Origin of the sequence: Streptomyces sp. NPDC058664, from assembly GCF_042716635.1 — a bacterium.
Lineage (GTDB): Bacteria > Actinomycetota > Actinomycetes > Streptomycetales > Streptomycetaceae > Streptomyces.
The window spans coordinates 148,592-160,876 of record NZ_JBHXRW010000003.1; the positions used below are offsets into that span (position 1 = coordinate 148,592).

The window sequence follows — 12,285 nt, forward strand, 5'->3', positions numbered from 1 at the left end:
CGTCGCCTCAGCCGTCCGTGCCCAGGATCAACCCGGACGTGGGAACCCCGGTGCCCGCCGTGACCAGGCTCCGCTCCGCGCCGGGTACCTGGTTCACCGAGGTCCCGCGCAGCTGCCGTACCGCCTCCGCTATGCCGTTCATGCCGTGCAGATAGGCCTCGCCGAGCTGCCCTCCGTGCGTGTTCAGCGGGAGCGCGTCGGCCGCGACGAAGTCGGCCGCCTCCCCCGGGCCGCAGAACCCGAACTCCTCCAACTGCATGAGCACGAACGGGGTGAAGTGGTCGTAGAGGACGCCCACGTCGATGTCGGACGGTGCGAGCCCGGAGGTACGCCAGAGCTGCCGGGCCACCACGCCCATCTCCGGAAGCCCGGTCAGCCCGTCCCGGTAGAAGCTGGTCATGGCCTCCTGCTTCCGCCCGGCGCCCTGCGCCGCCGCCAGGATCACGGCGGGCGGGTTCGGCAGGTCGCGGGCGCGCTCGACGGTGGTGACCACGATCGCCTGACCGCCGTCGGTCTCCTGGCAGCAGTCGAGCAGCCGGAGCGGTTCGACGATCCAGCGGGAGGCGGCGTGGTCGGCGAGGGTGATCGGCTTCCCGTGGAAGTACGCGGCGGGGTTGCGGGCCGCGTGACGCCGGTCGGTGACGGCGACATGACCGAAGGCGTCCGGGGTCAACCCGTAGGTGTGCAGGTACCGCTGGGCGGCCATGGCGACCCAGGAGGCCGGGGTGAGCAGCCCGAAGGGCAGCTGCCAGCCGAGCGCGGCGCCCTCGGCGGAGGGCTCGCGCCGCGTGACACCGGAGCCGAAGCGGCGCCCGGAGCGCTCGTTGAACGCGCGGTAGCAGACGACGACCTCGGCGATCCCGGTGGCCACGGCGAGCGCGGCCTGCTGCACGGTGGCGCAGGCGGCGCCGCCCCCGTAGTGCACGCGGGAGAAGAACGACAGTTCGCCGATGCCGGAGGCCTGGGCGACGGTGATCTCCGGGTTGGTGTCCATGGTGAAGGTGACCAGACCGTCGACGTCGGCGGGGGCGAGTCCGGCGTCGTCGAGGGCCGCGCGCACGGCCTCGGCGGCGAGGGAGAGTTCGCTGCGGCCCGAGTCCTTGGAGAACTCGGTCGCGCCGATGCCCACGACGGCCGCCCGGCCGCCGAGTCCGTCCCGCTCGCGGAGGCTCATCGGGGCACCTCCACGGTGACGGTCCCGGTGACGTGGTGTCCGAGTCCGTTGGCGCCGACGACCCGGACGTGCGCCGTGTCCCCCGCCACCTCGGTGACCGTGCCGGTCAGGACCATGGTGTCGCCGGGGTGGTTGGGGGCGCCGAGCCGGATGGCGACCCTGCGGAGGACCGCGCGGGGGCCGAAGTGGTCGGTGATGTAGCGGCCGACGAGTCCGTTGGTGGTGAGGATGTTCATGAAGATGTCCGGGGAGCCCTTCTCCCGGGCCAGCTCGGCGTCGTGGTGGACGTCCTGGTAGTCGCGGGAGGCGACGGCCCCGGCGACGATCAGGGTGCGGGTGATCGGAATCGTCAGCGGCGGCAGCTCGTCCCCGGGCTTCATGACAGGTCTCCTTCCGCGAGCAGTCCGCCGAGTTCGGCGAGGAGTTCGGTGCCGGCGCCGAGGTAGGCGTCGAGCTGGCGGCCCCACAGGAAGTGCCGGTGGACGGGGTGGTCCAGGTCCGCGCCCAGGCCGCCGTGCAGATGCTGGCCCGCGTGCACGACCCGTTTCCCCGCCTCGGAGGCCCACCAGGCGGCCGTCAGGGCGGCCCCGGCGGCGTCCAGGCCCTCGTCGAGGCGCCAGGCGGCCTCGTAGGCGGTGACCCGGATGGCCTCCGTGTCCATGTGGGCGTCGGCAGCGCGCAGTTGCACGGCCTGGTGGGTGGAGAGCGGGCGGCCGAACTGCTCCCGTACGGCGGTGTACTCCACGGCCCTGGCAAGGGATCCGGCACAGACCCCCGCCTGCAGGCCGGCGAAGGCGATCCGGGCGGCGGCGAGCACGTCCTCGTAGGCCCCGCGCTCCCCGAGCCGCTCGCCCGCCGCCCCGTCGAGGACGAGCCGGCCGGCGGACCAGGGCGCGGTGAGCTCGACGGGATCGACGCGGGCGGCGTCCTCGGCCCGGACCAGCCACAGGGCGTGGTCCCCGTCCGGTACGAGGACGTGGGTGGCGTCCCTCAGCCACGGCACCCAGTCCACGGTCCCGGCGAGCCGCCCGTCGCGCGAGGAGACCGTGCCGGGCGCCGGGAACGCCCCGGCCACCACCGTCGTGCCGTCGCGGAGGCCCGGAAGCAGCCGGGCCCGCTGCTCGTCCGTACCGTGCCGGGCGACGGCGAGGATCCCGTACGCACAGCTCGTGGCGAAGGGCACCTGGGCCGTCACGCGCCCCTGCTCCTCCAGGAGGAGGACCAGGCCGAGCAGGCCCGTCTCCTCGACCGCGCCGGGGAGGCCGGCGGCGCAGAGCGCCTTCCAGAGCTCGGCGTCGGTGCCGGTGCCGGCCGCCCTGAGCCGCTCGTGGGTGGCGAGGTCCGTGAAGATCCGGGCGGCCAGCTCGCGGGCGGCCGCCTGCTCCTCGGTGGGGGTGAAGTCCATGTCAGTCCTCCCCTCCCGCGCGGAAGACGGGAAGCTCGAGCTCCTCGTCGGCCCGCAGGAACTCCAGCCGCACCGGCATCCCGATCCGCACCTTGTCGTACGGGACCCCCACCACGTTGCTGATCATCCGTACCCCCTCGGCGAGTTCGATGAGCCCGACCGCGTACGGCGGGTCGTGGGCCGGGAAGGGAGGGTGGTGCATCACCACGTACGAGAAGACCGTCCCGGCGCCGCTCGCCTCGACCGTGTCCCACTCCGGCGAGCCGCAGTCGGCGCACCCCGGCAGCCAGGGGAAGCGGAGGGCGGAGCACTCCCCGCAGCGCTGGATGAGCAGCCGGTGCGCGGCCACCCCGTCCCAGAACCCGGCATTGTCCCGGTTGATCACGGGACGGGACCGCCTGGGGGTCTGGTCGGTGGGCTCCGGGGCGGCGGACTCCTGTGCGGCGGGCTTCGGGGGCCTGGCGGCCGGCGCGTACTTGAGGATGCGGAAGCGGTGGGTGCCGGCCGGCTCGCCGCCGGCGCGGACGTCCGTCCTGGTGGTGACGAAGTGCCCCGTCCCGAGCTTGGTGGTCTTGCGCGCCGACACGGACTCGATGACGGTGTCGAAGGTGATCTCGTCGCCGGGCCGCAGCGGCCGCAGGTACTCCTGCTCGCAGTCGGTCGCGACCACGGAGGTGTATCCCGCGCCGTCGAGCAGGGCGAACAGCTCCTCGTACGCGGAGGAGCGGCCGGTGTGCCCCGAGAGCCCGCCCATCGTCCAGGCCTGGAGCATCGTCGGCGGCGCTACGGCCTCCGGCCCCCGGTAGGCGGGGTGGGCGTCGCCCATGGCCTCGCACCAGTGCCGGATCATGGGCAGGTTGACCGGGTCCTTGCCGAGGCCCGTGGTGGCGGCGGCCCGCCCCGCGAACCCCGCGAGCCGCTCGTCCAGGGCGCCCGGGGCGCCCGGCGCGCCTGACACGCCCGGCTCCCCCACCGCCTTCCCCGCTCCCGCCGGCTCCCCCACCGGCTTCCCCGCCGTGTCGTTCCGCTCCGTGAGGGTCATCGCCGCCCCCTCCCCTTCATGCCGAGCCGCATCCTCGCGACGATCTCGCGCTGCACCTCGCTCACCCCTCCCCCGAAGGTGTTGATCTGCGCGGCCCGGTTCATGCGCTCCAGCTCACCGCCGTCGAACTCCCCCGGCGATCCCGCTCGCACCGTCCCCGCCCCGCCCGCGATCTCCTGACATATTCGATACACCTCCACCGCCGATTCGGTTCCCATGAACTTCACGCCGCTCGCGTCCCCCGGGGCCAGTCGGCCGGCCCCCACGTCCCCCACCAAACGCCAGTTCAGCAGGCGTGTCGCGGCCAGCCGGGCGTGCGCTTCGGCGGCTCGGATCCGTACCCACGGCTCGTCAACGCGGCGCTTTCCCGTCACCGGATCGGGGGTACGGGCCCGGTCGAGCACGGCCGCGAAGAAGTCCTCGGCCTGCATGCCGATCGCGGCGAGCGCGACCCGCTCGTGGTTGAGCTGGCTGGTGATGAGCCCCCAGCCGCCGTGCTCCGGGCCGACGAGATGGCCGGCCGGCACCCGTATCCCGTCGTAGTGGGTGGCCGTCGTCGTCAGCCCGCCCACGGTCGCGATCGGGGTCCAGGAGAAACCCGGGGCGTCGGTGGGCACGAGGACGATCGAGATGCCCCGGTGCGGGGGCGCGTCGGGGTCGGTGCGGCAGGCGAGCCAGATCCAGTCGGCGTTCTGGGCGTTGGAGGTGAAGACCTTCTGGCCGTCGATCCGCCAGGAGTCCCCGTCCCGGACCGCCCGCGTCCGGAGGGAGGCGAGGTCCGTACCGGCCTCGGGCTCGCTGTACCCGATGGCGAAGACGGTCTCCCCGCGCAGGATCCGGGGCAGGAAGAAAGCCTTCTGCTCCTCGGTCCCGTGGGCCATGAGGGTGGGTCCGACGGTGTTGAGCGTGACCATCGAGACGGGGGCGCCCGCGCGGTACGCCTCGTCGAAGAAGACGAACTGCTCGTCGGGGCCGCGCCCCTGTCCGCCGTACTCCTCGGGCCAGCCGAGTCCGAGGAGCCCGTCCGCGCCGATCCGGCGGAGCAGTCGGCGCTGGGCGGCGGCGTCGGTGGCGGGTGGCGGGCCTTCGGGCATCACGTCCCGGAAGTAAGCGCGGAGTTCGGCGCGCAGCCGCAGCTGCCGCTCGGTCGGGGCGAGGTGCACGGCGACGGCCTCCCGTGGGACGACTGAGATTTCTGACTGTCCGTCAGATTCGGTGCCCCTGTCAAGGTCGACGACCGTTCACGCGCCCCGGCGCGCGAACGCGTGAGGGCCCGCGCGCCGGTACCGAAGTACCGGCGCGCGGGCCGTCGTTCACACTGTGGTCACGCCCCCCGTCGGGCCGGCTGCCGTGCTGTCGGTCACCACCACGGGTTGAAGTTGACGACCGCGTTGTTCTGGGCGATGTGCGTGAAGGCGGAGCCGTTCACGCTGGCCGTGTTGTTCTGGTTCGAGGCACCGGAACCGGTCGCCACCTGTTGCGTCGTGGTCGAGTTGCCGTAGTTGTCCCCGCCCACGCCGCTGCCGATGATCGTGGCGACGCTCGTGTTCGATCCGTCGTCCGCGAACCCGCCGTTGTCGGCCTGGGCCACCCCGGTGAAGAGCGCGGCGGCGAGGGGCAGGGCGGCGGCGACGGCGAGGACGCGGGCGGTACGGATGCTTGCCATGTGTGTTCCTCCGGGAACTGAAAGCTGGTGCTGGTGCACGGAACTGCTCTGAACCACTCAGAAGTGATCTGAAGTACGGCCGCTCCCAAGGCGGTTGGCCGACCGCCCCGGTTGTTCTGCTCGACGTCGCGAATCCAGAATTGCCCACCGAATCCCCGGCGAACCACACCGGAGCGGCTGATTCCCTCGCAAGCGTGAGGACAAGCAGATAAACCCGGTCAGTACGAGGAAAGGCCCAGCTCACCCGACGGGGCGGGTTCAGGGCAGGCAGAGCCGTTGCGCCCCAAGGGAGGAAGCGTTCCGGCAGATTTTCCGCCCATCCCTCCCTCGGAAGATCGTGACGGCGAGCCCCCCGGCACGGCGGCCGAACACGCGAACGGAAGGGAAGAAGAGTTCGATCGAGGGCTGTCCCTTACGGGCTCTCCTGCCCCACAGCCGTCTCGAAGGCCGCGTACGCGTGCGCGTCGAACAGCACGAACCGCACCTCCTCCACCACCTCGGTACGGGTCGCCCGTACCGTCTCCACGGCGATCCGGGCGCCGTCCTCCATCGGCCAGCCGTAGATCCCGGTACTGATGGCGGGGAACGCGACCGTACGGTCGCCCAGCTCGTCGGCGACCCGGAGCGATTCCCGGTAGCAGGAGGCCAGCGACTCCGAGCGGTCCACCTCCCGCGACCAGACCGGCCCCACCGTGTGGATCACGTGCCGGGCCGGCAGCCGCCCCGCCGTGGTCGCCACGGCCCGCCCGGTCGGCAGCCCCTTGCCGTAGTGCGAGCGGCGCAGGTCCTGACAGGCGGCGAGGATCTCGGGACCGCCCTTCCGGTGGACGGCTCCGTCGACTCCGCCGCCGCCGAGGAGCGAGGAGTTCGCGGCGTTGACGATCGCGTCCGCCGGCTCGGCGGTGATGTCCCCCTGCACGAGCACGATCCGCACCACGGCAGAACCCTTTCTCCGGTCGCCTTCCCAGGAGGCCGTGGAAACCCCCCGGGAGGCCATGGAAACGCGACGAACCGAAGGGGCGCCACCGGATATGACTCCGGGGCGCCCCTGACCGGCGGTACGCGCCTCCGCGCTACCGCTGGGGCGGAGAGTCCGGCGGGGGAGAGGCCGGCCCCTGGCCCGTGTCACCCAGCTGCTGCCTGAGCTTCTCCTGGGCGGTGTCGACGTGGCCGCTGTACTTGCCCTGGGTCCTTCCGTCGACGTAGTCACCGGCCTTGTCGACGCCCTTGGAGGCCTGATCCTCGTGGCCCTTCAGCATCCCCTTGAGCTTGTCCAACATAGACATCTGGCCCTCCTAGCGGCTGTTCCAGCCCTTCCAGCATCACGGCACCGCCCGAGGAGCGCATCCCGAGTCCTGCCGGACGCCGTCGGAGCCCGTGCTGGAGCCCGTGCTTACGGCGAAGGGACGGGGCGGGCGTCGGAGCGCCCCTTCCGGTCGGCGCGCGAGCCGATGCACACGTACGGATTGGTGCCCTGACACACGACATCACACGTGCGGGTGAGTGTCGGGCCTGGTCAGCAGGGTACGAAGCGGCTGTCCACGCGCCGCTGGAAAACCGGGTCAGCCGACCGTTCTCGGGATCAAAAGCCCTGGCAGCGGCGCTGCGTGTGAAAGGGAGCGGTGACACGGAAGGCGTTTCCGATCACCTTCGGTCAGCAACGTGCGCGTGTCTACGCCGACCTAAACATCCCGATTGTTCAGAATGTTCCCAACTGCCCCGTTGGAATGATGAAGTTTCCTTGCCGAGGAGCATGACATGCAGGTTCGCAGGTGGCTCCCAGACCAGCCCACTCGTATCGGCCGACACGACTGGCCGGACGAGGGGGACAACGGAACGCACATGCAACTGCGAGCCGGCTCCATCGTGGTACTCGACCGGCAGGCATGGCGGATCCTGGAAATCAACGGGTACCCGAGCGACCGGTGGCCGGACTCCTACGAGAAGGCGTGGCGCGACCACGTGGAGCTGTGGTGGCACGCCAACGAACTCCGGCGGGCCAACAACCAGACGGCCAACCCGGCCCCCGAACGCGCCGAGTTCTACAAGCGTCCGGTGGTCCTGGTGCTGCGCAACGAGAACCTGCCCCGCTCCTCGCCGAAGCACTGGTGCGCTCCCGCGAGCCACGACTGGCAGGTGCTCCCCGAGCACCACGCCGTCTGCCGCGCCTGCGGCGAACTGCCGCCCTGCCGCCACGGGGAGTACCGCTGGGAGGGCGGCCCCCGCTGGCCGGAGCAGAACGGCGGCATCCCGCTCATGGTGCCGGAGGACTGCTGCATGGGATGCGCCGAGTCGATCAGGCCGCGGGTGCGGACCGTGCGCTTCCCCGGCCCCAACCTCTGGTACCCGGACCTGGGGGAGGACACGGCCGTCTTCCACGCCCGCGCCTCCTGCGCCGACCAGGTCGACTGCTACCGCATGCAGTGGCAGACCGAGTACAACCCGCGTTCCTCCGCGCCCCCCAACGCTTCCGCGTTCCCGGGTTTCGAGCACTTCGTGCTCCCCCGGACGCGGCAGGCGCAGGACGCGCCCCCGCACCTCCAGCGGCCCTCCCGGGACCCCCGCCCCGGGCAGTCCCTGCCGAGCGCGTCGACACGGCCGGAGGAGGAATGCGCCTCCACGACGGGTGACTTCGGCGCCGCCCACACCCGGTTCGACGGGCACCGGGAGACCGGGCACCGTGAGCTCGGACACCGTGAGACCGGGCATCGCGAGACCGGGCACCGTGAGACGCCGGGGACCACCGCGCCGACAACCGCCGCACCGGCGAAGGCCGTTCCCGACCCGGCGTACCAGCCGGCGCCCGCGGCCTCCGGGGCGCCGGCGGCGGACCCCGCGGGGTCGTGGCTCCTCCCGGCGGCCGAGACGCCCGCCCCCGCCCCCGCCCCCACGCCCTCCGCTCACGCGGAGGTCGTCGAACCGGCTCTCCGGTCCGCCCAGGAACTGGGCCTCGCCCTGGCGGAACGGCCGGCCTTCCACAACGCCGAGCAGGCGGCCCGGGTGATCGAGGAACTCACCGCCGCGGTCCGGAACATCGCGCTCTGCCTCAACAACCCGGCCGCCCGCGAACGCTCCTGACCCGGCCGTACGCGAACGCTCCCGGCCCGGCGCGCCCGTGCGCACCCGTGCGCTCACGCCCACCGGCCCGCTCGGGATCCTCCGCTTCCCGCTCCCCGGCCGGCTCCTCCCCGCGCGGAGCCCTGTGCACGCGCTGCCTCCGTACGCGCTGCCTGTGTGTACGCGCTGAAGGAAGAGCGGCAGGCCCTTCCGGACCGCTCCACGCACCGCGTGGGCACGGGCAGGGGTTCAAGGAGCGAGGCGCGTCGGTGACGCCCCTCCCCTGCCGTGGCCGCCGCCGTGCGGTGACACCGACGATCACCGACCGGCCCCGCCGGCCCCTGCCTCCGTGGAGCACCGCGACCGCCCACCCCGCGCGCCCTTCCGTGCCCGGCCGACGGGCATCGCGCATGGGAAAGGCCCCTGACCGTATGACCTGGTCAGGGGCCTTTCCCATACGCGGTGGGTGTGGGATTTGAACCCACGGTGACTCTCGCCACGACGGTTTTCAAGACCGTTCCCTTAGGCCGCTCGGGCAACCCACCCCGCGCGCCGGTGTGTCCACGGGCGCGCGGGGGACAGCCTAGCCGGTCAGCTGTCGCCGGTGCGCTCGCCGAGGGTGACCGTGGCCGTGGAGGTCTTGCCGTCGCGCTCGTAGGTGATCTTGACGGTGTCGCCCGGCTGGTGGGTCCAGATCTCGCTGATCAGCGTCGGGCCGCTGTCGATCTGGCGGGCGCCGAAGCCCGTGATCACGTCGCCGGCCTTCAGGCCCGCCTTCGCCGCGGGGCCGTCGGGGACGACCGAGGGGGTGCCGCCGGAGCCCTGGGCGGCGATCGTGGCGCCCTCGCCCCGCTCGTTCATGTTCACCGTCGCGCCGATCACCGGGTAGACCGGCTTGCCCGTCTTGATCAGCTGCTGGGCCACGTTCTTCGCCTGGTTCACCGGGATCGCGAAGCCCAGGCCGATCGAGCCCGCCTGGGACTGGCCGAAGCCGTTCCCCGCGGACTGGATGGCCGAGTTGATGCCGATCACCGCGCCGCTCGCGTCGAGCAGCGGGCCGCCGGAGTTGCCCGGGTTGATCGACGCGTCCGTCTGCAGCGCGCTCATGTACGAGTTGCCGCCGCCGGAGCCGTCGCCCGAGGCGACCGGGCGGTTCTTGGCGCTGATGATGCCCGTCGTCACCGTGTTCGACAGGCCGAAGGGCGCGCCGATCGCGATCGTCGAGTCGCCGACCGCCACCTTGTCGGAGTCTCCGAGCGGCAGCGGCTTCAGGCTCTTCGGCGCGTTCGTGAGCTTCAGCACGGCCACGTCGTAGCCCTCGGCCCGGCCGACGACCTCCGCGTCGTACGACTTGCCGTCCGGGAAGGTGACGGAGAGCGTGCCGCCGTCCGCCGCCGACGCCACCACGTGGTTGTTGGTGACGATGTGGCCCTCCTGGTCGTACACGAAGCCGGTGCCCGTGCCGCCCTCGCCCTCGCCCTCGCCCTGCGAAGCGCCGGACTTCGCCTGGATCGTGACCACGCTCGGCAGCGCCTGCGCGGCGACCGCGGCGACCGTGCCCGGGTCCCGCTTGAAGGCCGTTGGGGCCTCGCCCGAGGAGACCGTCGTCGAGCTGACGCCTTCGTCGCCGCGCTGGGCCGCCCAGTAGCCGATGCCGCCGCCGATGCCGCCCGCGACGAGCGCCGCGGCGAGCACGGATGCCACGAGGCCGCCGGCCCGCCCGCGCGGTGCCGCGGGAGCGGGGTGCGCGGGCGGCGGCGGGGCGCCCCAGGCCGGCACGGCCGGCGGAGGAGGAGGCCAGCCACCCGCCGCGCCGGCGGGGGCCGGGGCGGGGGTGTGCGCGTGGGCAGGAGCGGCCGGGGCGGCCGGGGTGGCAGCGACCGGCGCCGGCTCCGGGGTGGGTGCCTGGGCCACCGTCGGGGCGTCGTCGGTCGGGGGCGGAGGGGAGGTCGGGGGCGTCGCCGGTTCCCGGGCCGGGGACGGGGTCGTCGTCGAGGGAGGTGTCGGCGGGGCGGACGGGGCAGTCGGGTCCGCCGGAACCGCCGTGCCCTCGTTCTCGGTGCTCACAGCTCGCTCTCCTCGTTGACTGCGCGGGATGGTGGTGCCTAAGGGGTGCCTAAGGATCACCTACTGGGTCCAGGGTGCTCCACCAGCTTTTCCCACCGGACGTCAGGCCGCTGTAAGGCGGAGCTGTGCGTTCGCGCTCTTTCCTTTATATACGGACACAACGGACTCCTTCCGGTGTGCCCGCCGCGCCCCGCCAATGGCACCATGACGCCGTGACTCACGCACGGCAGCACCCGAACCGCGTCCCCCTCCAGGTCGTCGCTCACCGTGGAGCATCCGAGGACGCACCGGAACACACCCTGGCCGCCTATGTGAAGGCCATCGAGGACGGCGCCGACGCCCTGGAGTGCGACGTCCGGCTCACCGCCGACGGTCATCTGGTGTGTGTCCACGACCGCCGCGTCGACCGCACCTCGAACGGCCGCGGAGCGGTGTCCGCCCTCGAACTCGCCCATCTCACCGCCCTCGACTTCGGCACCTGGAAGGGCCGCGACGAGTCCGGTGAGGTCCCCGACTGGCGGGACCCCGGGTACACCTCCGTCCTCACCCTCGAGCGCCTCCTGGAGCTGGTCTCCGACGCCGGGCGCCGGGTCGAGCTGGCCATCGAGACCAAGCACCCCACCCGCTGGGCGGGCCAGGTCGAGGAACGGCTCCTCCAGCTCCTCAAGCGGTTCGGCCTCGACGCGCCCGCGTCCCCCGACGACTCCCCCGTACGCGTCATGAGCTTCTCCGCCCGCTCCCTGCAGCGGATCGCCTTGGCGGCGCCGACGCTGCCCACCGTCTCCCTCGCCCAGTTCGTCTCGCCGAGGCTGCGCGACGGACGGCTTCCCGCGGGCGCGCGCATCGCGGGCCCCTCGATCCGGATCGTCCGGCACCACCCCGCCGTGATCCTCCGGCTCCGGAAGGCCGGGCACCAGGTCCACGTCTGGACCGTGGACGAGGCCGAGGACGTCGAACTCTGCGAGCGCCTCGGCGTGGACGCGATCATCACGAACCGCCCCAAGCAGGTGCTCGCCCAGCTGGGCCGCGGCTGATCCCTCTCCGCCCCCTGAACCCCTCCTTTCCCTTACGTCACAAGGGTTTACGGGGATGACGGGGCGTGCACCGGCGCGTTCCGTACCTACGCGATCGTCACGAGTGCCTCATCGAACGCGGATTGGCCGGTTTCCGGTCCAGGCCATTGGGGCATCCACACGGTGGCGTGGGGCAAAGGAGGTCTCGGGGGTGGCGTTGGTGGTGGCACAGGAGGTGCCCACGTCGTCGAGCATGGCCGTACCCCATGGCCCTGCGGGCGTGGGTGAGGCGAGACACCGGATGCGGGACGAGCTGTACCGCAGCGGGGTGTCCGACTCGGTCGTCGACGACGCGGTACTGATCCTTTCGGAGCTGCTCAGCAATGCCTGCCGGTACGGCAGGCCGCTGGGACGGGCGGATCGGGGAGACGGAGATGTACGGGCGGCCTGGCGGGTGGACTCCGCGGGAGGCCTCCGGGTCGAGGTCACGGACGGCGGTGGGCCGACACGGCCCGTTCCGTCGACGCCCTCGGTCACCGCACGGGGAGGCCGCGGGCTGAACATCATCAGCGCGCTGGCCCAGGACTGGGGGGTACGGGACAGCGCGACCGGCGAGGTCACGGTCTGGGTGGTGGTCACCGAGGGACACCGCGGCGAGGACTTCGCGGCCCGCGTCGGCGGCGGCTCGCGCTTCGACATCCTGGACGCGTACGACGATCTCGACTGACGCGTACGACGGCCTCGGCCGGTGCGGTGGACGGCGGGCCCCGCGCGGTGCGCGGGGCCGCGTCCATGGGGTGGGCCGGGTGCCGGGGTCGCGTGGCCCCCGTGGGGCGGCGCGGCCCGGCTGAGGGGTGTCGG

The 12,285-nt window shown here is 72.7% G+C and carries 12 protein-coding genes and 1 tRNA gene; 3 read left to right on the top strand and 10 right to left on the bottom strand.

The annotated features are described in order from the left end of the window. Positions 1 to 7: 7 nt before the first annotated feature. The 8 genes from ACFWUY_RS03890 to ACFWUY_RS03925 form a co-directional block, all read right to left on the bottom strand. Positions 8 to 1,174, bottom strand: coding sequence for a lipid-transfer protein (locus ACFWUY_RS03890; RefSeq protein WP_384101668.1), 1,167 nt, complete (start codon positions 1,172 to 1,174; stop codon positions 8 to 10). Beyond that, entirely contained in the window at positions 1,171 to 1,554 is a 384-nt protein-coding gene (locus ACFWUY_RS03895; RefSeq protein ID WP_384101670.1) for a MaoC family dehydratase, read from the bottom strand. The genes ACFWUY_RS03890 and ACFWUY_RS03895 overlap by 4 nt, the downstream gene beginning before the upstream one ends. Continuing rightward, a complete protein-coding gene (locus tag ACFWUY_RS03900) occupies positions 1,551 to 2,579 on the bottom strand; it encodes an acyl-CoA dehydrogenase family protein (protein ID WP_384101672.1) in 1,029 nt (342 codons plus the stop codon). The genes ACFWUY_RS03895 and ACFWUY_RS03900 overlap by 4 nt, the downstream gene beginning before the upstream one ends. A gap of 1 nt (position 2,580) precedes the next feature. Beyond that, positions 2,581 to 3,621, bottom strand: a complete 1,041-nt coding sequence (locus ACFWUY_RS03905; RefSeq protein ID WP_384101674.1) for a bifunctional MaoC family dehydratase N-terminal/OB-fold nucleic acid binding domain-containing protein — start codon at positions 3,619 to 3,621, stop codon at positions 2,581 to 2,583. Next, positions 3,618 to 4,784, bottom strand: a complete 1,167-nt coding sequence (locus ACFWUY_RS03910; RefSeq protein WP_384101676.1) for an acyl-CoA dehydrogenase family protein — start codon at positions 4,782 to 4,784, stop codon at positions 3,618 to 3,620. The genes ACFWUY_RS03905 and ACFWUY_RS03910 overlap by 4 nt, the downstream gene beginning before the upstream one ends. A 197-nt stretch (positions 4,785 to 4,981) precedes the next feature. Further along, a complete protein-coding gene (locus tag ACFWUY_RS03915; protein ID WP_384101678.1) occupies positions 4,982 to 5,287 on the bottom strand; it encodes a hypothetical protein in 306 nt (101 codons plus the stop codon). A gap of 412 nt (positions 5,288 to 5,699) precedes the next feature. Continuing rightward, complete coding sequence (locus ACFWUY_RS03920) at positions 5,700 to 6,224, bottom strand: O-acetyl-ADP-ribose deacetylase (protein WP_384101680.1); 525 nt, start codon at positions 6,222 to 6,224, stop codon at positions 5,700 to 5,702. Positions 6,225 to 6,360: 136 nt separating this feature from the next. Further along, a complete protein-coding gene (locus ACFWUY_RS03925; protein WP_384101682.1) occupies positions 6,361 to 6,573 on the bottom strand; it encodes an antitoxin in 213 nt (70 codons plus the stop codon). A 556-nt stretch (positions 6,574 to 7,129) separates the two neighbouring features. Here ACFWUY_RS03925 and ACFWUY_RS03930 point away from each other — a divergent pair. After that, complete coding sequence (locus ACFWUY_RS03930) at positions 7,130 to 8,365, top strand: hypothetical protein (protein ID WP_384101684.1); 1,236 nt, start codon at positions 7,130 to 7,132, stop codon at positions 8,363 to 8,365. A 439-nt stretch (positions 8,366 to 8,804) separates the two neighbouring features. Here ACFWUY_RS03930 and ACFWUY_RS03935 read toward each other — a convergent pair. Next, positions 8,805 to 8,889 (bottom strand) — tRNA-Ser (locus ACFWUY_RS03935). Between the two features lie 46 nt (positions 8,890 to 8,935). Next, the gene (locus ACFWUY_RS03940) at positions 8,936 to 10,411 is read right to left on the bottom strand and encodes a S1C family serine protease (protein ID WP_384101686.1); all 1,476 of its coding nucleotides are present in this window, start codon (positions 10,409 to 10,411) and stop codon (positions 8,936 to 8,938) included. 212 nt (positions 10,412 to 10,623) lie between these two features. Between ACFWUY_RS03940 and ACFWUY_RS03945 the strand changes: the two genes are divergently transcribed. Further along, positions 10,624 to 11,445: a glycerophosphodiester phosphodiesterase gene (locus ACFWUY_RS03945; RefSeq protein ID WP_384101688.1), complete on the top strand. Its 822-nt coding sequence runs from the start codon at positions 10,624 to 10,626 to the stop codon at positions 11,443 to 11,445. A 55-nt stretch (positions 11,446 to 11,500) separates the two neighbouring features. After that, positions 11,501 to 12,151: an ATP-binding protein gene (locus tag ACFWUY_RS03950; protein ID WP_384101690.1), complete on the top strand. Its 651-nt coding sequence runs from the start codon at positions 11,501 to 11,503 to the stop codon at positions 12,149 to 12,151. Positions 12,152 to 12,285 lie beyond the last annotated feature (134 nt).

Excerpts from the sequence above, each read along its gene's own strand:
- ACFWUY_RS03890 (WP_384101668.1), bottom strand. The coding sequence starts at position 1,174 with ATGAGCCTCCGCGAGCGGGACGGACTCGGCGGCCGGGCGGCCGTCGTG.
- ACFWUY_RS03895 (WP_384101670.1), bottom strand. The coding sequence starts at position 1,554 with ATGAAGCCCGGGGACGAGCTGCCGCCGCTGACGATTCCGATCACCCGC.
- ACFWUY_RS03900 (WP_384101672.1), bottom strand. The coding sequence starts at position 2,579 with ATGGACTTCACCCCCACCGAGGAGCAGGCGGCCGCCCGCGAGCTGGCC.
- ACFWUY_RS03905 (WP_384101674.1), bottom strand. The coding sequence starts at position 3,621 with ATGACCCTCACGGAGCGGAACGACACGGCGGGGAAGCCGGTGGGGGAG.
- ACFWUY_RS03915 (WP_384101678.1), bottom strand. The coding sequence starts at position 5,287 with ATGGCAAGCATCCGTACCGCCCGCGTCCTCGCCGTCGCCGCCGCCCTG.
- ACFWUY_RS03925 (WP_384101682.1), bottom strand. The coding sequence starts at position 6,573 with ATGTCTATGTTGGACAAGCTCAAGGGGATGCTGAAGGGCCACGAGGAT.
- ACFWUY_RS03930 (WP_384101684.1), top strand. The coding sequence starts at position 7,130 with ATGCAACTGCGAGCCGGCTCCATCGTGGTACTCGACCGGCAGGCATGG.
- ACFWUY_RS03950 (WP_384101690.1), top strand. The coding sequence starts at position 11,501 with ATGACGGGGCGTGCACCGGCGCGTTCCGTACCTACGCGATCGTCACGA.